Origin of the sequence: Streptomyces sp. NPDC001222 (genome assembly GCF_042896945.1) — a bacterium.
In the GTDB taxonomy this organism is placed as follows: domain Bacteria; phylum Actinomycetota; class Actinomycetes; order Streptomycetales; family Streptomycetaceae; genus Streptomyces; species Streptomyces gibsoniae.
The window spans coordinates 270,425-289,315 of sequence record NZ_JBIAXT010000005.1; the positions used below are offsets into that span (position 1 = coordinate 270,425).

The following is an 18,891-nucleotide window of genomic DNA, read 5'->3' on the forward strand; positions in this document are numbered from 1 at the left end:
GGCGGCACCCCCTGTCGAACAGGGAGTGCCGCCCTCGGTCAGGACGGAGATCGACCAGGTCGATCAGAAGTCCATGTCACCGCCCGGCATGCCGCCACCGGCGGGCGCGGCGGCCTTCTCCGGCTTGTCGGCGATGACGGCCTCGGTGGTGAGGAACAGCGCGGCGATGGAGGCGGCGTTCTGCAGCGCGGAACGGGTCACCTTCGCCGGGTCGATGATGCCTTCCTTGACCAGGTCGACGTACTCACCGGTCGCGGCGTTCAGGCCGTGACCCGGGGTCAGGTTGCGCACCTTCTCCACCACGACGCCGCCCTCGAGGCCGGCGTTGACGGCGATCTGCTTCAGCGGGGCCTCGAGCGCCAGCTTGACGGCGGCGGCACCGGTGGCCTCGTCGCCCTCGAGCTCCAGCTTCTCGAAGACCTGGGAGGCCTGGAGCAGGGCCACGCCACCACCGGCGACGATGCCCTCCTCGACGGCCGCCTTCGCGTTGCGAACGGCGTCCTCGATGCGGTGCTTGCGCTCCTTGAGCTCGACCTCGGTGGCGGCACCGGCCTTGATGACGGCCACGCCGCCGGCCAGCTTCGCCAGGCGCTCCTGCAGCTTCTCGCGGTCGTAGTCGGAGTCGCTGTTCTCGATCTCCGCGCGGATCTGGTTCACGCGGCCCTGCACCTGCTCCGGGGAGCCGGCGCCGTCGACGATCGTGGTCTCGTCCTTGGTGATGACGACCTTGCGGGCGCGGCCCAGGAGGTCCAGGGTCGCGTTCTCCAGCTTGAGGCCGACCTCCTCGGAGATGACCTCGCCGCCCGTGAGGATGGCGATGTCACCGAGCATGGCCTTGCGGCGGTCGCCGAAGCCCGGGGCCTTGACGGCGACGGACTTGAAGGTGCCGCGGATCTTGTTGACGACCAGGGTCGACAGGGCCTCGCCCTCGACGTCCTCGGCGATGATCAGCAGCGGCTTGCCCGACTGCATGACCTTCTCCAGCAGCGGGAGCAGGTCCTTGACCGAGGAGATCTTGGAGTTGGCGATCAGGATGTACGGGTCGTCGAGGACGGCCTCCATACGCTCCATGTCGGTGGCGAAGTACGCCGAGATGTAGCCCTTGTCGAAGCGCATACCCTCGGTGAGCTCGAGCTCCAGACCGAAGGTCTGCGACTCCTCGACGGTGATGACGCCTTCCTTGCCGACCTTGTCCATGGCCTCGGCGATGAGCTCGCCGATCTGGGTGTCGGCGGCGGAGATGGAGGCCGTGGAGGCGATCTGCTCCTTGGTCTCGACGTCCTTCGCCTGCTCCAGCAGGGCGGCGGAGACGGCCTCGACGGCCTTCTCGATACCGCGCTTCAGAGCCATGGGGTTGGCACCGGCGGCCACGTTGCGCAGGCCCTCGCGGACCAGCGCCTGGGCGAGCACGGTCGCGGTGGTCGTACCGTCACCGGCGACGTCGTCCGTCTTCTTGGCGACTTCCTTGACCAGCTCGGCGCCGATCTTCTCGTACGGGTCCTCGAGCTCGATCTCCTTGGCGATGGACACACCATCGTTGGTGATCGTGGGGGCGCCCCACTTCTTCTCGAGGACGACGTTGCGGCCCTTGGGGCCGAGCGTCACCTTCACGGCGTCCGCGAGCTGGTTCATGCCGCGCTCGAGGCCGCGCCGCGCCTCCTCGTCGAACGCGATGATCTTGGCCATGTGAAGTGGTCCCTCCAGGACTGGGGGTGATTACTTCGGACCGCGCCCGCGCCCGCGACGGACGGCCTCGGCCGGTGGTTCCTTGCCCCACCCGGTCCGCGGCCTCACCGACTCGGTCCTTCTTTGTCACTCTCACCTTCAGAGTGCTAACGCCAATGATTAGCACTCGCCCCCTCCGAGTGCAAGACGCGCCCGCGAAGCGGGCTCGATGAGGGGTGGTGGCCGGGTGACGGGAGGGCGCAAGACGCGCCCGCGAAGCGGGCTCGATGAGGGGTGGTGGCCGGGTGACGGGAGGGCGCAAGACGCGCCCGCGAAGCGGGCTCGTCGGAGGGCGCGCGGAGGACCTCGCCGCGCGCCCCCGCCACGCCCGAACCCATCGGATTCCGGACAGACCGAGGGGCTCGCACCCCGTACGGGATGCGAGCCCCTCGACACGTCGAACAGTTCAGTCGTCGGCGCGCAACTCAGCCGGCCAGACGGACCATGTCCGCCTGCGGCCCCTTCTGACCCTGCGAGATCTCGAACTCGACCCGCTGACCCTCTTCCAGGGTGCGGTAACCGTCCATCTGGATCGCGCTGTAGTGGACGAATACATCCGCACCACCGTCGACCGCGATGAAGCCGTACCCCTTCTCCGCGTTGAACCACTTGACGGTGCCCTGAGCCATGCCTAACTCCCCTATTACTGGCCCTTGCACAGATCCACACTTCGCGGATCCGGGTCAGACCTCACCCCCCAACGGTTGGGGGCGTGCGCCGGAACGCGTCGACCGCGGCTGAATGTATCTGTCCAACTGCCGTGTGCAACAGGTCAATCGGACGAGAATTCCGGGCACGACCGGTCGGGAATGTACCGAGAATTCACCCGAATTCAGGGCAAGTCGGGCCCGACAAAAGGAATGGATGGCGCAAAACCCCTGCCCACTTTGGCTGCTTCTTGTCGGACGGGCGGCAGGGACACCGGTTGCCCGACCGGAAAACGGGGAGCGAGTTCCCCAACTGTACCGTGCTCAACCATGCAGAATTGCCCCCTCCGCTTCTCTCGCGGAGAGGGCAATTCAGTGAACTCTCGGTGCTCGACCTTACCGAGGGTAATGGCCGCGCGGGGACGAACGGCCGTCAGCCGCCCGCGACAGCCGGGATGATGGAGACGCCGACGCCGTCCGGGGTGGCCGTCTGAAGGCCCTGCTCGAAGCGGACGTCGTCGTCGTTGACGTACACGTTGACGAAGCGGCGCAGCTTGCCCTGGTCGTCGAGGACGCGGGCGGCGATGCCGGTGTGGTTCTTCTCCAGGTCGGCGATGACCTCGGCGAGGGTCGCGCCCTCGGCGGCGACCTCGGCCCGGCCTCCGGTGTAGGTGCGCAGGATGGTGGGGATGCGAACGGTCACGCTCATGCGAGGCCAGCCTCTCGGAAGGAGTCCAGGTTCGGACGGATCGTCGCGGTGAGGCCCGTGCCCGCCACCGCGTCCAGGGTCTTGAGACCGTCGCCGGTGTTGAGGACGACGGTCGTCTTCGTCGGATCGAGCAGACCGCTCTCGATCAGCTTGCGGGTCACGCCCACCGTCACACCGCCCGCCGTCTCCGCGAAGATGCCCTCGGTGCGGGCGAGCAGCTTGATGGCGTCCACGATCTGCGCGTCCGTCACGTCCTCCACGGCCCCGCCGGTGCGGCGCGCGATGTCGAGGACATAGGGACCGTCCGCCGGGTTGCCGATCGCCAGCGACTTGGCGATCGTGTCCGGCTTCTGCGGCCGTACGACGTCGTGGCCCGCCTTGAACGCGGTCGACACCGGGGAGCAGCCCTCGGCCTGGGCACCGAAGATCCTGTACGGGCGGTCCTCGACCAGCCCGAGCCTGATCAGCTCCTGGAGCCCCTTGTCGATCTTCGTGAGCTGGGAGCCGGAGGCGATCGGGACCACGATCTGGTCCGGCAGCCGCCAGCCCAGTTGCTCGGCGATCTCGTACGCCAGGGTCTTGGACCCCTCCGCGTAGTACGGACGCAGGTTGACGTTGACGAAGCCCCAGCCCTCGCCGACCGGGTCGCCGATCAGCTCCGAGCAGAAGCGGTTCACATCGTCGTAGTTGCCCTCGATGCCGATCAGCTCGCCGCCGTAGACCGCGGCCATGACGATCTTGCCCTGCTCCAGGTCGTGCGGGATGAAGACGCAGGACCGGAAGCCGGCCCGGGCCGCCGCGGCACCCACCGCGCCCGCCAGGTTGCCGGTGGAGGAGCAGGAGAGGGTGGTGAAGCCGAAGACGCGCGCCGCCTCCAGCGCCTGGGCGACCACGCGGTCCTTGAAGGAGTGCGTCGGGTTGCCGGAGTCGTCCTTCACATACAGACCGCCGGTCACGCCCAGCTCGCGCGCCAGGTTGTCGGCCTTGACCAGCTTGGTCCAGCCGGGGTTGAGGTTCGGCTTGTCGGCGACGTCCGCCGGGACGGGCAGCAGCGGCGCATAGCGCCAGATGTTCGCGGGTCCCGCCTCGATGCGCTTGCGCAGCTCCTCGGTGTCGTAGCCCGAGAAGTCGTAGGCGATCTCCAGCGGGCCGAAACACTCCTCGCAGGCGAAGACCGGGCCGAGGGGCACCCGATGGCCGCACTCGCGGCAGGACAGGGCGGCGGCGGGTCCGAGATCCACGGAGTCGGTGCTGCTTACAACTGACTGCACAGCCATGACAGGCGAGGCCCTTTCTCCTCATCTTCCTCACGACGCATCTCGCCGTGAGACGGATTTGGCACCTTCCCTAGCCGGGAGCCTCGCGGAAACGATCACATGGATCTACGAGAACCGGCTGGAGGGTTGCCGGGGCTTCATCGGGCCGTGTCCCTCTGCCCCTCTGGATGAGCTGTATGCGGTTGTTTCACTGCTATGAGCAGCGGCGACCCCCGACATGCGATGGTCACCGGCGTTGTTCAAGACTGTAACCGAAGGCCAGGACAGTTGAGATAGCCGTCCGACCCGCGAGATGGATCACGCATGTAAGGAGCCGCAGACCGTGCTGGAAGAAGTCGAGCGCTGGCTGAGCACCCGCTCCTGGTCCGTGACCGATCGCCCGATCCACCAGCTCCTGGCCGCCAAGCGGGCCTCGGGCTCGTCGGTCAGCGTGGTGCTGCCCGCACTGAACGAGGAGGAGACGGTCGGCGAGATCGTCGCCGTGATCCGTCATGACCTGATGCAGCAGGTCCCGCTCGTCGACGAGATCGTCGTCGTCGACTCCGGTTCCACGGACCGCACTTCCGAGGTCGCCGCGGCGGCCGGCGCGACGGTGGTGCACCGTGACAGCGTCCTGCCGCGCATTCCGGCCGTGCCCGGCAAGGGCGAGGTGCTCTGGCGCTCGCTACTGGTCACCCGCGGGGACATCGTCTGCTTCGTCGACGCGGACCTGAGGGAGTTCTCCTCCGACTTCGTCTCCGGGATCGTGGGCCCGCTGCTCACCGACCCGGGCGTGGACCTCGTGAAGGCGATGTACGACCGGCCGCTGGCCCTGCCCGGCGAGCCCGCCTCCGGCGCGGCGGCCGGCCAGGGCGGCCGGGTCACCGAGCTGATGGCGCGCCCGCTGCTCAACATGCACTGGCCGCAGCTGGCCGGCTTCGTCCAGCCGCTCGGCGGCGAGTACGCCGCCCGGCGCTCCCTGCTGGAGCGGCTCCCGTTCCCGGTCGGGTACGGGGTGGAGCTGGGCATGCTGGTCGACGCCCTGCATCTGGTGGGCCTGGACGCCCTGGCCCAGGTCGACGTCGGGGTGCGTCTGCACCGCCACCAGGACGGCCAGGCGCTGGGCCGGATGGCCGCGGAGATCTACCGCACCGCGCAGCTGCGGCTGGCCCGCGGCCATCTGGTGCGCCCCGCCCTCACCCAGTTCGAGCGGGTCGAGGGCCGCTTCGAGCCGCGGACGTACTCGGTGGACACGGAGGAGCGGCCGCCGATGGCGGAGATCCCTGAGTACGCGCACCGGCGGGCGGCCTGAGCCGTCCGGGTCCGGGCGCACCCCGGGAAGCCCGGCTCATGGCGCCCCCCTTTGTATACGGTTCCGCAGACGGCCGAAGGGAACGTTTGAGCGTTTTCTGCACGGGCTAGGTTTCGTGGCATGGCTTCGAATGCGGCTTCCGTTCTGGTGGCGTCCAACCGCGGCCCGGTCTCGTACGTGCTGGACGAGACCGGACAGCTCACGGCCAGGCGCGGCGGGGGCGGACTGGTCTCCGGCCTGTCCGCGATCGGCCCCGACACGAACGCGGTGTGGGTCTGCTCCGCGCTGAACGACAGCGACCGGGAGGCCGTACGGCGCACGGCGGGCAGGCTCGATCCGGCCGACACCGGCGGCCAGCGCGTACGGATGCTCGACATCGACGCGCAGGTGCACGCGGACGCGTACAACGGCATCGCGAACTCGGTCCTGTGGTTCGTGCACCACATGCTGTACCAGACACCGCTGGAGCCGGTCTTCGACGCGGAGTTCCGGCGGCAGTGGGCGGCCTACGAGACCTACAACCGGGCGTTCGCCGGGGCACTGGCCGAGGAGGCGGCCGAGGGCGCGGCGGTCCTGGTCCAGGACTACCACCTCACCCTGACCCCCCGGATGCTCCGCGAGCTGCGCCCCGACCTGCGGATCGGCCACTTCTCGCACACGCCGTGGGCACCGCCCGAGTATTTCCGGCTGCTGCCCGACGACATCGCCGCGCAGGTGCTCGGCGGGATCCTGGGCGCGGACCGGGCGGCGTTCCTCACCCGGCGGTGGGCGGACGCGTTCACGGACTGCTGCCACGCGGTCCTCGGCCCCGGCATCCCCTCGGGCACGCGCATCGGCGTCCACGGGCTGGGCGCCGACGCCGAGTTCCTGCGCGAGCGGGCGCACCGGCCGGACGTGGACGAGCGGATGCGGGCCCTGCGGGAGCAGATCGGCTGGGCCCCCGACGGCACGCCCCGCAAGTCGATCGTGCGGGTGGACCGCACTGAGCTGTCGAAGAACATCGTGCGCGGGCTGCTGGCGTACGAGGAACTGCTCCAGTCGCGTCCGGAGTGGCGCGAACGGGTCGTCCATGTGGCGTTCGCCTACCCGTCCCGGCAGGACCTGGCGGTCTACCGCGACTACACGGCGGAGGTCCAGCGGGTGGCGGCGGAGATCAACTCCCGTTACGGCACCCCCGGCTGGACCCCGGTGGAACTGCACGTCAAGGATGACTTCGCCCGCTCCCTCGCCGCGTACCGGCTGGCGGACGTGGCCCTGGTGAACCCCATCCGGGACGGCATGAACCTGGTCGCCAAGGAGGTGCCGGTGGTCTCGGACGAGGGCTGTGCGCTGGTGCTCTCACGAGAGGCCGGGGCGTACGAGGAGCTGGGCGAGGACGCGGTGACCGTGAACCCGTACGACATCGTGCGCACGGCCCAGGCGCTGCACGAGGCGCTGTCGATGAGTCCCGCAGAGCGCGCGGAACGCACCAAGCGGCTGGCCGCGCAGGCCACCGCGCTGCCCCCGGCCCGCTGGTTCCTGGATCAGCTGGCCGCACTGGAGGGCTGAGGGGCGCGCCCGGCGGGACCGCGGCCCTCAGCCCTCAAGGCCTCAGGGGCGGTCCGTCATGCGGGCGCCCAGAGCGGTCACCAGTCGTACGACGCCTTCCGGGCCGTCGACCACGAGGTCCGCCCGGTCGGCCAGTTCGGTGACCTCCTCGCTGCCGCTGCAGACGAGCAGGCCGGGTACGCCGTCGGAGCGGAGTTTGTCGACGGCGGCGAAGGCCGGGAGGTCGCCGAGGTCGTCCCCCACGTACATGACCGCTCCGGCGCCCGTCTCCCGGACGTACTCCGACAGGGCCACCCCCTTGTCCATGCCCGGCGGGCGCAGCTCCAGGACCAGGCGGCCGGGCTCGACGATCAGGCCGTGGCGGGTGGCGAGGTCGGTGAGGGGTTCACGCAGGGCCTCGAAGGCGGCCTGCGGATCGTCGGCGCGGCGGGTGTGCACGGCGACGGCGCGTCCCTTCTCCTCGATCCAGGTGCCGTGCCAGGCCCCGATCTCGTCCAGGAAGCCGGGGAGTTCGGCGCGGACGGCGGCGACGCCCGGGTGCGGGGCGGGCGCGTCGACGGTGCCGGTGCGGGCGTCCCAGCGTTCGGCGCCGTAGTGGCCGAGGACGACGAGGTGGTCGAGTCCGGGTACGCCCGCGAAGCCGCCGTGGCGGACGGCGACGCCGGCCGGGCGGCCGGTGACGACCGCGACGGAGGCGACCTTGGGGGCGAGCGCCGCGAGGGCGGGGACCGCGTCCGGGTGGGCGCGGGCCTGGTCGGGGTCGGGGACGATCGGGGCGAGCGTCCCGTCGAAGTCGAAGGCGAGTACGGCCCGCTCGGGACGGGCGAGGATGGCGTCGAGACCGTCGCGCCCGGCCGCGGTGGCGGGCGTCGGCAAGGAGTCCGTATGGCTGCCCATGCGTCGACCCTATCCGCGCGGGACCGGACCCACTCCCGACTCCGGCAGACGCACCGGCACACTCGCCGCGCGCCCCGGCGCGCCCCGCTCCCGACAGTGTGCGCTCGGCGCGGTCAGCGCTCGGCGCGGCGGGAGTCGCGGACGCGGCGCAGGCGGTTGACGGTGACCGGGGCGTGGGCGAGCGCCCTCGGGTCGTCGAGAAGGGCGTTGAGCAGCTGGTAGTAGCGCACGGGGGCGAGGCCCAGCTGCTCCCGGATGGCCCGCTCCTTGGCCCCCGGCCCGGAGAAGCTGCGCCCCTCCAGGGCGAGGACGGCCTTTTCTCGGGGGTTGAGCTCTTCCATGGGGGAACGGTAGCCGCACGGGCCGACAGAGCGGACGGCTCAGCCGGTGGCGCTGTCCGCGGTCACCGCCGCCCGCTGGATCCGGTCCAGGACGGCCGACGGGCTGCCGTCCGGGCTGACGGCCTCGCCGATCTCCTTCTTGATCTGGGCGCTGACGCCCGCCCAGGACGTCTTGCCGACCGGGTACAGCTCCGCGCTGGGCAGCTGCTGCAGGAAGGGCCCCAGGTCGGCGTCCCGCGAGGACCCCGACATCGCCTCCTGCGCCGAGCTGGTGACCGGCAGCAGGTCGTACTCGCGCGAGAAGTCCAGCACGTTCTTCTCGTCGTACGCATAGTCGAGGAATTCGCGGACCTGGTCCTGGTGGCCGTTCTGCTTGAAGGCGGTCATCCAGTCGGTCACACCCATCGTGGACTTCGCCCGTCCGTCGACCCCCGGCATCGGCACCATGCCGAAGTCGACCCCCTTGGCCCGGGCCGTCTTCATCAGGGAGGGGTGGCCGTTGAGCATGCCGACCTCGCCGCGGGTGAAGGCGGCGAAGGCGTCGGCGCGGTTGAGCCGGCCCGGCGGCACCGGACCCGTCAGCCCCTTGCCGACCAGGTCGTCCTTCAGCCAGGTGAAGGTGCCCACGTTCTGCGCGGAGTCGATGTCGTAGGAGCCGAACCCGTCCAGATAGCCGGCACCGCCGCTGAGCAGCCACTGCATCGTCTCGGCCTGCGCCTCCTCCGGGCCGAGCGGCAGCGCGTAGGGGAACTTCACCCCCTTGGCCTTGAGTGCCGCGGCGTCCGCCGCCAGCTCGTGCCAGTTCGTGGGCGGCTGGATCCCCGCCTGCGCGAACAGCGTCTTGTTGTAGAAGAGCAGCCGTGTGGAGGCCGCGAAGGGCATGCCGTACTGGGTGCGGTTCACCTTGCCCGCGTCGCTCAGCTCCGAGGCGAAGTCCGCCTGGACGGGGATGGAGAGCACCTCGTCCGCCTGGTAGAGCTTGCCCGCCGCCGCGTAGTCCGCGTACGCCCCGATCTGCGCCATGTCGGGCGCGTGGCCCGCGGCCACCATCTCCTTGACCTTGCGGTCCACGTCGTTCCAGGAGTAGACGCTGACCTCGACCTTGATCCCGGAGTGCTCCGCCTCGAAGCCCCGGACCAGGTCGTCCCAGTACTTCTTGGAGCTGTTGGCCGAGGAGTCACCGTAGTCCGCGGCCACCAGCCGCAGCGTCACGCCCCCCGAGCCGGACGAGCCCCCGCAGCCCGCCAGTACCGCTGTCATGCCCAGTGCGGACACCCCCGCGATCAGACCCTTGTGCCACGTCGTCCTACGCGTCCCGCGCCCCTGCACCGCTCTTGCCCAACCCTGCTGTCTCGCTATTCGGAATATCAACTGCATAAGGTCTACACCACGCGAGTGGACTAGACCTCTTCCGGGTCCAGGGCCCACACTGTCTCCGTGAGACATGTCATCGCCCTCGACGTGGGCGGCACCGGGATGAAGGCCGCCCTGGTCGGCGCGGGGGGTGAGCTGCTGCACCGGGCGCGCCGGGCCACCGGCCGCGAACGCGGGCCCGACGCCGTGGTGGAGTCGATCCTCGCTTTCGCCGCCGAGCTGCGCGCGTACGGCGAGCGCCACCTCGGCGAACCCGCGGCCGCGGCGGGCGTCGCGGTGCCCGGCATCGTGGACGCCGACAGCGGCGTCGCCGCCTACTCGGCCAACCTCGGCTGGCGTGACGTGCCGCTGCGCGATCTGCTCAGCCGCCGGCTGTCCGGCGCGCCTGTCGCCCTCGGGCACGACGTGCGCACCGGCGGCCTGGCCGAGGGGCGCCTCGGCGCGGGCAAGGGCGCCGACCGCTTTCTGTTCGTCCCCCTCGGCACCGGCATCGCGGGCGCCATCGGGATCGACGGCCGGGTGGAGGCCGGGGCGCACGGCTTCGCGGGCGAGATCGGCCATATCGTCGTACGGCCCGGCGGGGCCCCCTGCCCGTGCGGCCAGGTCGGCTGCCTGGAGCGCTACGCCTCCGCGGCGGCCGTCAGCGAGGCCTGGGCCAAGGCGTCCGGGGACCCGGAGGCCGACGCGGCCGGCTGCGCACGAGCCGTCACGTCCGGAGAGCCGAACGCCGTCCGGATCTGGCAGGAGGCCGTGGAAGCGCTCGCCGACGGCCTGGTCACCGCCCTGACCCTGCTGGACCCGCGCACGATCATCGTCGGCGGGGGGCTCGCCGAGGCGGGCGACACCCTGTTCACGCCGCTGCGGGACGCCGTCCGGCGCCGGCTCACCTTCCAGAGGCCGCCCTCGGTCGTCCCCGCGGCGCTGGGGGACACCGCCGGATGCCTGGGCGCGGGACTTCTCGCCTGGGATCTCCTCGACACCACTGACCGCTCGGAGGTAACCGCCTGATGGCCCCCAGCAAGGTTCTCGCAGGTGCCCGGGTGGTACTGCCCACCGGGATCGTGGACGACGGCCGCGTCGTCGTGGAGGGCACGCGGATCACCGACACTGCTCCCCCGGACGCGGAGACCGTCGACGTACGGGGCCACTGGCTGGTCCCGGGCTTCGTCGACCTGCACAACCACGGCGGCGGCGGGGCGTCCTTCTCCGGCACGGCCGAGGAGATCCTCACGGCCGTCCGCACCCACCGGCTGCACGGCACCACCACCCTGGTCGCCTCGACCGTCACCGACGACATGGACGTCCTCGCCCGGCAGGCCGGACTGCTGTCCGAGCTGGCGGAGCAGGGCGACATCGCCGGCATCCACTTCGAGGGGCCGTTCATCTCGCCGTGCCGCAAGGGCGCGCACTCCGAGAAACTGCTGCGCGACCCGGAGCCGGCGGAGGTCCGCAAGCTGATCGACGCGGCCCGCGGCCGGGCGAAGATGGTCACGCTGGCCACCGAACTGCCCGGCGGCATCGACTCCGTGCGCCTGCTCGCGGAGCACGGCGTGATCGCGGCGATCGGGCACACGGACGCGAGCTACGAGCAGACACTGGAGGCGATCGACGCGGGGGCCACCGTCGCGACGCACCTGTTCAACGCCATGCCGCCACTCGGCCACCGCACCCCGGGGCCCATCGCGGCGCTCCTGGAGGACGAGCGGATCACGGTCGAGCTGATCGACGACGGCACCCATCTGCACCCGGCCTCCCTCCAGCTGGCGTTCCATCACGCGGGGGCCGCACGGGTCGCGTTCATCACGGACGCGATGGACGCGGCGGGCAGCGGCGACGGGCGGTACATGCTCGGCCCGCTGGAGGTGGAGGTGACCGACGGGGTGGCACGTCTGGTGCAGGGCGGCTCGATCGCGGGCTCCACGCTCACCCTGGACCGCGCCTTCCGGCGGGCGGTCACCGTCGACCGGCTGCCGGTGCAGGACGTCGTCGCCGCCATCTCGGCCAATCCGGCCAGGCTGCTGGGCGTCTACGACCGGGTGGGCTCCCTGGAGCCCGGCAAGGACGCCGACCTGGTGCTGCTGGACGAGGAGTTCGCCCTCAAGGGGGTGATGCGCCGCGGCGCATGGGTGGTCGATCCCCAACTGGGATGATTCATCCGTTTGTTGGTGCACGGCGGTCGACCCGGGGACTGGGCCGACCGCCGACTCATTTGGCATGATCGAGCCTCCGCACACCGCCGACGGCGGGCGCATCCTGGGATTCCGCACACGGGGAACCGTCGTACGGAACCACCGGACACGCCGTCACGACATTCGAGGGAGGTCCCCAGGTGATCCTGACGGTCACGCTGAACACCGCTCTCGACATCACCTATCGCGTACGGGCGCTGAGGCCGCACACCGCGCACCGGGTGACCGAGGTGACCGAACGGCCCGGGGGCAAGGGCCTGAACGCGGCCCGGGTGCTCGCCGCGCTGGGCCACGAGGTGACGGCCACGGGCTTCGCGGGCGGCGCGACGGGCCGCTCCCTGAAGGACCAGCTCACCCACACGCCCCGGGTCGTCGACGCGCTCGTCCCGGTGGCGGGCTCGACCCGGCGCACCGTCGCGGTGGTCGACGAGACGACCGGCGACACCACCCAGCTCAACGAGCCGGGCCCGCTGATAGCTCCGGCCGAGTGGTCGGCCTTCCTGGACACCTACGCCGGCCTGGTGCACTCCGCGACGGCGGTGGCCCTGTGCGGCAGCCTGCCGCCGGGGGTGCCGGTGGGCGCGTACGCCCAACTGGTGCGCACCGCACGGGCGATGGGGGTCCCCGTCCTGCTCGACACCAGCGGTGAGCCGCTTCGCCGCGGGGTGGCCGCGCGCCCGGACATCGTCAAGCCGAACGCCGACGAACTCGCCGAACTCACGGGCTCCCACGAGCCGTTGCAGGCCACCCGGGACGCCCGCAGACGCGGGGCGCACACGGTGGTCGCCTCGCTGGGCGCGGAGGGCCTGCTCGCCGTGAACGCGGAGGGCCGCTGGCGGGCCGTACCGCCGCGCCGGATCCCGGGCAACCCGACGGGCGCCGGCGACTCGGCGGTCGCGGGTCTGCTGTCGGGTCTGGTGGAGCACCTGCCCTGGCCGGCCCGGCTGGCCCGGGCGGTGGCCCTGTCCGCGGCGACCGTACTGGCCCCCGTGGCGGGCGAGTTCGACCGCCACGCCTACGAGGAGCTGCTGGACCGGGTGGCCGTCACCGGTGAGGCGACGGCCGCGTGACGTCGGCTACTTGGACCAGCCGTTCGTCAGCCAGAGCTGGTCGAGGTTGGCGTTGCACTGGTTCCCCTGCTCGCAGGAGATCCGGATCGTGTTGGTGCCCTTGTTGAGCTGGATGTAGTTGTACGTCTTGGTCCAGCCCTTCTCCCAGTCGCCCTGGGCCGCGTTGGCCCAGTTCTTCAGCTTCAGGGGGCTGTCCAGCGGCGTGCCGTTGATCGTGAGGGTCGCGGTGGCGTCGACGCCGGGCACGCCGTAGCCGGTGTGCAGCGTGTACTTGCCGTCCGCGGGGACGTCCACGCTCCAGGTCACGGCCGCGCCGACGGCGTTGAGGCCGCCCACATAGACCCCGCCGTCCGCCTTGGCGCCCTTCACGTCGGAGGCCGTGGTCGTACCGCCCTCCAGTCGCAGGGCCTTGGCGTCGATCTTCGGCAGCTCCCCGGCGGCGGAAGCGGACGCCGACGCGCTCGGGGAGTCGCTCTGCGAGGTGGTCGGGCCGCTCGACGCGCCGCCCGCCGAGTCCTTCTTGTTGCCGTTGCCGCCCATCATGGCGACCCCGATGCCGATCACGACCGCGGCGACCACCGCGATCGCGCCGATCAGCAGGCCCTTGGTGTTGGGGCCCCGGCCCCGGCCGCCGCCGCCCGGTCCCGCAGTCGCCTGCCGGGTCGTGGGGGCGCCGCCCGGCTGGGTCTCGGGCGCGGCGTAGTGTGCGTTCGGCTGGCCGTAGCCCTGCTGCTGGGGCACCTGCCCGTAGGCGGCCGTGGGGGCCTGGGCCTGTGGCTGGCCGTACTGGCGCTCGCCGACCGTGCGCACTCTGTTGACGGATCCCGGGTAGCCGTAGCCGCCTGACGGCGGCTGGGCGCCGTTGGCCTGCCCGTCGGCGTAGAGGTAGCCGAACGGGTCCTCGTCCTCGGGCGTGCTCGCGCCGTTGTTGCCGGGCGTCATCCCTAGGTCTCCTCAACAGGTGCGGGTCAAGATGCGTACGTGGCTGAATGGCGAGCCTACCCGCTTCACGGACCCCGCACGGCTGTTCTTCCCATCACCCCTGCACTGAGCTGGGTCTATCCCGCGCGTCGATGCTGTTTGGGCCGAGATCGTTTCTCCACGTACATCCGTTCGTCAGCGGATTTCAACACTTCGTCCGCCGTCATCCCGCAGTGGGCCCAGCCGATGCCGAAGCTGGCGCCGACCCGCATGGCGCGGCCGTCCACCCGGATCGGCTGGATGATCTCGTTGCGCAGCCGTACGGCGAGGTCCTGGGCGTCGGCCTTGCCGAGTCCGTCCGCGAGGACGACGAACTCGTCGCCGCCGAGCCGGGCCACCGTGTCCCCGTCGCGCACGCCGCGGCTGAGCCGCCGGGCGACCTCGATGAGGACGGCGTCGCCCGCGTTGTGCCCGAAGCGGTCGTTGATCGACTTGAATCCGTCGAGGTCGCAGAAGAGCACCGCGAGCCCCTTGGTGCCGTCGTCGGTGTCCCGGTCGGGGGCGACGGAGTGCACATGGTGGTCGAAGGCGTCGAAGGGCCCCGGGCCGGTGTGGAAGTCGAAGGCGTGCCCGCTCCCGTCGTACGCCGCCGGGTGATCGGTCTCGTACGCACCGTACGCGGCGTCCAGGGACTCGGCCGCGCCCGGCGGCAGGGACTGCGGCCGCTGGCAGATCCGGGCCGACAGCCGGGAGCGCAGCTCGGCCGAGTTGGGCAGACCGGTGAGCGAGTCATGGGAGGCGCGGTGCGCGAGCTGCAGCTCGCGGCGCTTGCGCTCCTCGATGTCCTCGACGTGGGTGAGCAGGAAGCGGGGGCCGTCGGCGGCGTCCGCGACGACGGAGTTGCGCAGGGACACCCATACATAGGTGCCGTCCCGCCGCCCGAGCCTCAGCTCGGCCCGGCCGCCCTCGGCGGAGGTGCGCAGCAGCGTGCCGATGTCCTCGGGGTGGACGAGGTCGGAGAACGAGTAGCGGCGCATGGCGGAGGCGGGCCGGCCGAGCAGCCGGCACAGGGCGTCGTTGGTGCGCAGGATCCGCCCGTGCTGATCGCCGCCCATCTCGGCGATGGCCATGCCGGAGGGGGCGTACTCGAAGGCCTGCCGGAAGGACTCCTCGCTGGCCCGCAGGGCCTGCTGCTCCCGCTCCAGGCGGACCAGGGCCCGCTGCATGTTGGCCCTCAGCCGGGCGTTGCTGATGGCTATCGCGGCCTGGAAGGCGTACATCTGGAGCGCCTCGCGCCCCCAGGCGCCGGGCCGCCGCCCGTTGCGCGGGCGGTCCACGGAGATGACGCCGATCAGCTCGCCGGGGCCGCCCTGGACGCCGGGCGTGTACATCGGCGCGAAGAGGCGGTCGGAGGGGTGCCACTCGTCCTCGAAGCGGGGCTCCGGGCCGTCGGTGTACCACTGCGGGACGTCGTCCTCGTCGAGGACCCAGCCCTCGGTGTGCGATATGAACCGCAGGTCGCCCCAGGCCTCGCCCATGGACAGCCTGCGCTCCCAGGAGGCGCGGGAGCCGACCCGGCCGGTGATGAGCGCCTCGGCCGCGGAGTTCCCGGCGAGCGCGGCGACGACGAGGTCGCCGTCCTGGCGTACGAGGTTCACGGCCGCCAGTTCGAAGCCGAGGCCGGTGACGATGCCGTCCGCGACGGTCTGCAGCGTGTCCGCAAGGCTGCGGGCGGTGTTCATGTCCGCCATCACCTGGTGCAGCTGCCGCAGGGTGGCCAGGCGGACATACGGCTCCGACTCGGCCTCCATTCGCCCCCTCCCCTCGATGTCTTCGCAGCAACTCCAGGGATGCTTCGGCGTCCTACGGTTCTCTCGGTCTTCCTCGGTGCGCTACTCGGAGTACTCCGGGTGTAGCGTCGTGCAGCGTCCCCGCCACTGAATCACAGCGCGCTGCTCACTAGGTACACAGGGTCAACAAAATACGGCTCCTGTGACTCAAGTCACAGAAAAAGATGAACAATTGAGTGGGGATTCCGCGCTTTTTCGACGCATTCGGCGAACACAATTCGTCACTGCGTGCAGGCACTGTGATCATACGTGTCAACTGAGCGCGCCCGGAGTCGAGTTGGGATCATGGGGAGCGGCCGGTCCCCCGCCGTCTCGGCCGCCGGACCTAGGTCCCGCCTCGGCCCCGGGCCCGATGTGGCGGCCGGCGGGTGCCCACTAGCGTTCTTGTGTGCTGAACACTCCGCTCGCCCCGCCGCTGACCGCCGTCCCGCCCACCTCCGGGCATCCTGAGGGGGTGAGCAACGACGAGTTTCGCGCGGCCATGTCCCGGCTGGCCACGGGTGTGGTCCTGGTGACGGCGCGCGAGCCCGCGCTGGACCCGGAGGGGCCGAGCGGCGAGGACGTCGGGATGACGGCCAACGCGTTCATGTCGGTGTCCCTGGACCCGCCCCTGGTGCTGGTCAGCCTGCGCGAGGGCTCCCGGATGGACGACCTGCTCGCCGAACAGCCCCTGTGGGCCGTCTCGGTGCTCACGGAGAGCCAGCGGCACATCGCGGGCCGCTTCGCGATGAAGGGCCGCATCAGCGACCGGCTCCTGTTCGAGGACATCGCCTGCACCCGCGGGGAGGCCTCCGACGCACCGCTGGTCGGCGGCGCGCTCGCGACCCTGGAGTGCCGCACGGAACAGCGCGTGCGGGCGGGCGACCACACCCTCGTGATCGGCCGGGTCCTCACGGCGCAGGTGCCGAGCACGGAGGGGGGACCGCTGCTGTACTTCCGGGGGCGGTACCGCCACCTGGGCTAGCGTTCAGCCCCAGTCCCGGCCGGTGCGGCCGCGCTTGGTCTCGCCGCGCCGCTTCTTCTCCCGCAGCCGGCGTTCGTTGATGCCGCGGGGGATCCGGGTCGGTGTGCGCGGCTTCGGCGGCGGAGCCGTCGCCTCCGCGAGCAGGGAGGCCAGGCGTACGGCCGCGGCCTCGCGGTTGCGCCACTGCGAGCGGTGCTCCGAGGCGCGGACGGTGACGACGCCGTCGACGAGCCGCCCCGCCAGCCGGCGCAGGGCCCGCTCCTTCCACACCTGCGGCAGCGCCTCGGTGCGCGCGAGGTCGAAACGCAACTCCACCTGGGTGTCGCTGGTGTTGACATGCTGGCCGCCGGGCCCGGAGGAGCGCGAGAAACGCCACATCAGCTCGGCCTCGGGAAGCGAGACGGAGCCGCGGATGACGTGAGGACCGGACATGACGTCCATGTTCCCGGCTCCACGGGTCCGCGTCATCCGGATTTCCCACAGAAGGTAAAAAAGGTAAAGAGACCCGGAACCATATGTACCCCTCTTGGCGTTCCTATGGGTGGCGGTAGCTTCATCCGCACACGTACCGAGGGAAGGGACTCCCAACAATGGCTGTAAGCCTGTCCAAGGGTGGCAACGTCTCGCTCACCAAGGAGGCTCCGGGCCTGACCGCCGTCACCGTGGGCCTCGGCTGGGACGTCCGCACCACCACCGGCACGGACTTCGACCTCGACGCGTCCGCGATCGCGGTCAACACGCAGGGCCGGGTCTACTCGGACCAGCACTTCGTGTTCTTCAACAACAAGCAGACGCCGGACAACTCGATCGTCCACACCGGTGACAACCGCACGGGTGAGGGCGCGGGCGACGACGAGGCGATCAACGTCAACCTGGCGGCGCTCCCGGCCGACATCGACAAGATCGTCTTCCCGGTCTCCATCTACGACGCGGAGTCCCGCTCCCAGAACTTCGGCCAGGTGCGCAACGCGTACATCCGCATCGTCAACCAGGCCGGCGGCCAGGAGATCGCGCGCTACGACCTCTCGGAGGACGCGGCCACGGAGACGGCCATGGTCTTCGGCGAGCTGTACCGCAACGGCGCGGAGTGGAAGTTCCGCGCGGTCGGCCAGGGCTACGCCTCGGGCCTGGTCGGCATCGCCCAGGACTTCGGCGTCAACGTCTGACGCCGGGAACGCTCGTCCCGGAGCCCCTCGTCCGCGGTGCTGCGCGGCCGGGGGGCTCCGGTCGCTTCCCGGGCCCCGAACACCCCGCGCGGGATACGTTGGCGTCCGTGATCCTCCAGCCCCTGCGGCTCTCCGCCGACCACGACATCCCGGCCCCGCTGCTCACCGAACTCACCGCGCTGTACGCCTCCCACCGCGCGTACCACGCCCTCAGCGGTGACTTCCCGGATCCGGACGACATCCGCCCGGAGCAGGTGGCGACGGCACTGGCCGACGAGTTGGCGAACCCGGACGTGGAGGTCCTGCTCGCCCGCGCCCAGGGTCGCCTGGTGGGGATCGCGATCATCCTGGCCCGCCACCCAGACCCGGCCGACCCGGACCCGTGGATCGGCCTGCTGATGGTGGACGCGGCCCTGCAGCGGCAGGGGTACGGCCGGCGCCTGGCCGTACTGGTCGAGGAGCGCCTGCGCGCCGAGGGCCGGACCGCCGTACGCCTCGCGGTCCTGGACGGCAACACCCGTGGCCTCGCCTTCTGGACGTCCCTCGGCTACGAGACCGTCGCGCACCGCCCGGACCTCCAGAAGTCCCGCCCCTGCACCGTGCTCCGCAAGGCGCTGCGGCCCGCCTGAACCGGGCCGACCCGGTTCGGCCGCTACGGATGCTCCTGAGCCGGCGGTGCTCCGGGTCGTAGGCGAGGGTCAGGTCGTGGTGCGTGACGTCCTACCCGCCGTTGCCCGCACGCGGGAAGTACGGGTCGTGCAGCCCGAGGCCGCCGGGCGTGCCGTGCACCCCGCCGCCGCAGGCCGTGAGCGTGACGCTCAGCAGCACGGCAGGGACAAGACGTATGAACCGGGACACGCACGTGATCTTACGGGGCGGCCCCCGGGCGCGGGGCGGCCCGCGGCGTGACACCATCGCCCCC

At 71.2% G+C, this 18,891-nt stretch carries 18 protein-coding genes, 1 pseudogene and 1 riboswitch; of the genes and pseudogenes, 8 read left to right on the forward strand and 11 right to left on the reverse strand.

Going from position 1 to position 18,891, the window contains the following annotated elements:
* Window positions 1-63: 63 nt before the first annotated feature.
* The 4 genes from groL to thrC all read right to left on the reverse strand — a co-directional run bounded on the left by groL (window position 64) and on the right by thrC (window position 4,358).
* Entirely contained in the window at window positions 64-1,686 is a 1,623-nt protein-coding gene (gene groL / locus ACFY2Z_RS10365; RefSeq protein WP_390743745.1) for a chaperonin GroEL, read from the reverse strand.
* 464 nt (window positions 1,687-2,150) lie between these two features.
* On the reverse strand, window positions 2,151-2,354 hold the full coding sequence (locus tag ACFY2Z_RS10370) for a cold-shock protein (RefSeq protein WP_009339379.1): 204 nt from the start codon (window positions 2,352-2,354) through the stop codon (window positions 2,151-2,153).
* Window positions 2,355-2,805: 451 nt separating this feature from the next.
* On the reverse strand, window positions 2,806-3,081 hold the full coding sequence (locus ACFY2Z_RS10375; protein ID WP_390743746.1) for a MoaD/ThiS family protein: 276 nt from the start codon (window positions 3,079-3,081) through the stop codon (window positions 2,806-2,808).
* A complete protein-coding gene (gene thrC / locus ACFY2Z_RS10380; RefSeq protein WP_390743747.1) occupies window positions 3,078-4,358 on the reverse strand; it encodes a threonine synthase in 1,281 nt (426 codons plus the stop codon). Before thrC ends, ACFY2Z_RS10375 begins: the two co-directional genes overlap by 4 nt.
* 18 nt (window positions 4,359-4,376) lie before the next feature.
* Window positions 4,377-4,532, reverse strand: a riboswitch (SAM riboswitch).
* Window positions 4,533-4,680: 148 nt separating this feature from the next.
* Here thrC and ACFY2Z_RS10385 point away from each other — a divergent pair.
* The gene (locus ACFY2Z_RS10385) at window positions 4,681-5,649 is read left to right on the forward strand and encodes a glucosyl-3-phosphoglycerate synthase (protein ID WP_390743748.1); all 969 of its coding nucleotides are present in this window, start codon (window positions 4,681-4,683) and stop codon (window positions 5,647-5,649) included.
* Window positions 5,650-5,769: 120 nt separating this feature from the next.
* Window positions 5,770-7,197: a trehalose-6-phosphate synthase gene (locus ACFY2Z_RS10390; protein WP_390743749.1), complete on the forward strand. Its 1,428-nt coding sequence runs from the start codon at window positions 5,770-5,772 to the stop codon at window positions 7,195-7,197.
* 42 nt (window positions 7,198-7,239) lie between these two features.
* On the opposite strand, the gene otsB is transcribed toward ACFY2Z_RS10390, so the two are convergent.
* From otsB to ACFY2Z_RS10405, 3 genes are all read right to left on the reverse strand, one after another.
* On the reverse strand, window positions 7,240-8,094 hold the full coding sequence (otsB, locus tag ACFY2Z_RS10395) for a trehalose-phosphatase (RefSeq protein WP_390743750.1): 855 nt from the start codon (window positions 8,092-8,094) through the stop codon (window positions 7,240-7,242).
* Window positions 8,095-8,207: 113 nt separating this feature from the next.
* On the reverse strand, window positions 8,208-8,435 hold the full coding sequence (locus ACFY2Z_RS10400; protein ID WP_311694523.1) for a DUF3263 domain-containing protein: 228 nt from the start codon (window positions 8,433-8,435) through the stop codon (window positions 8,208-8,210).
* 39 nt (window positions 8,436-8,474) lie between these two features.
* Entirely contained in the window at window positions 8,475-9,695 is a 1,221-nt protein-coding gene (locus tag ACFY2Z_RS10405) for an extracellular solute-binding protein (protein WP_390743751.1), read from the reverse strand.
* Window positions 9,696-9,872: 177 nt separating this feature from the next.
* Between ACFY2Z_RS10405 and ACFY2Z_RS10410 the strand changes: the two genes are divergently transcribed.
* The 3 genes from ACFY2Z_RS10410 to ACFY2Z_RS10420 all read left to right on the forward strand — a co-directional run bounded on the left by ACFY2Z_RS10410 (window position 9,873) and on the right by ACFY2Z_RS10420 (window position 13,068).
* Entirely contained in the window at window positions 9,873-10,817 is a 945-nt protein-coding gene (locus ACFY2Z_RS10410; RefSeq protein WP_390743752.1) for an ROK family protein, read from the forward strand.
* A complete protein-coding gene (gene nagA, locus ACFY2Z_RS10415; RefSeq protein WP_390743753.1) occupies window positions 10,817-11,959 on the forward strand; it encodes an N-acetylglucosamine-6-phosphate deacetylase in 1,143 nt (380 codons plus the stop codon). The genes ACFY2Z_RS10410 and nagA overlap by 1 nt, the downstream gene beginning before the upstream one ends.
* A 179-nt stretch (window positions 11,960-12,138) precedes the next feature.
* A complete protein-coding gene (locus ACFY2Z_RS10420) occupies window positions 12,139-13,068 on the forward strand; it encodes a 1-phosphofructokinase family hexose kinase (protein WP_390743754.1) in 930 nt (309 codons plus the stop codon).
* 6 nt (window positions 13,069-13,074) lie between these two features.
* On the opposite strand, the gene ACFY2Z_RS10425 is transcribed toward ACFY2Z_RS10420, so the two are convergent.
* Window positions 13,075-14,010, reverse strand: coding sequence for a CBM35 domain-containing protein (locus ACFY2Z_RS10425; RefSeq protein WP_390743755.1), 936 nt, complete (start codon window positions 14,008-14,010; stop codon window positions 13,075-13,077).
* Between the two features lie 116 nt (window positions 14,011-14,126).
* On the reverse strand, window positions 14,127-15,800 hold the full coding sequence (gene cdgB / locus ACFY2Z_RS10430; RefSeq protein ID WP_390743756.1) for a diguanylate cyclase CdgB: 1,674 nt from the start codon (window positions 15,798-15,800) through the stop codon (window positions 14,127-14,129).
* 427 nt (window positions 15,801-16,227) lie between these two features.
* Between cdgB and ACFY2Z_RS10435 the strand changes: the two genes are divergently transcribed.
* Window positions 16,228-16,803 (forward strand): flavin reductase family protein, encoded by a 576-nt coding sequence (locus ACFY2Z_RS10435; RefSeq protein ID WP_390743757.1) that lies wholly within the window; start codon window positions 16,228-16,230, stop codon window positions 16,801-16,803.
* Between the two features lie 3 nt (window positions 16,804-16,806).
* Here ACFY2Z_RS10435 and arfB read toward each other — a convergent pair whose 3' ends face one another.
* Window positions 16,807-17,244, reverse strand: coding sequence for an alternative ribosome rescue aminoacyl-tRNA hydrolase ArfB (gene arfB / locus ACFY2Z_RS10440; protein WP_311694515.1), 438 nt, complete (start codon window positions 17,242-17,244; stop codon window positions 16,807-16,809).
* A gap of 149 nt (window positions 17,245-17,393) precedes the next feature.
* Between arfB and ACFY2Z_RS10445 the strand changes: the two genes are divergently transcribed.
* Together ACFY2Z_RS10445 and ACFY2Z_RS10450 are read left to right on the forward strand one after the other, a co-directional pair.
* The gene (locus ACFY2Z_RS10445) at window positions 17,394-17,969 is read left to right on the forward strand and encodes a TerD family protein (protein ID WP_355923348.1); all 576 of its coding nucleotides are present in this window, start codon (window positions 17,394-17,396) and stop codon (window positions 17,967-17,969) included.
* A gap of 107 nt (window positions 17,970-18,076) precedes the next feature.
* Window positions 18,077-18,598, forward strand: a complete 522-nt coding sequence (locus tag ACFY2Z_RS10450) for a GNAT family N-acetyltransferase (RefSeq protein ID WP_390743758.1) — start codon at window positions 18,077-18,079, stop codon at window positions 18,596-18,598.
* Window positions 18,599-18,692: 94 nt separating this feature from the next.
* On the opposite strand, the pseudogene ACFY2Z_RS10455 reads toward ACFY2Z_RS10450, so the two are convergent.
* A pseudogene (locus tag ACFY2Z_RS10455) lies at window positions 18,693-18,884 on the reverse strand (M1 family peptidase); the annotation flags it as partial.
* Between the last annotated feature and the right edge of the window lie 7 nt (window positions 18,885-18,891).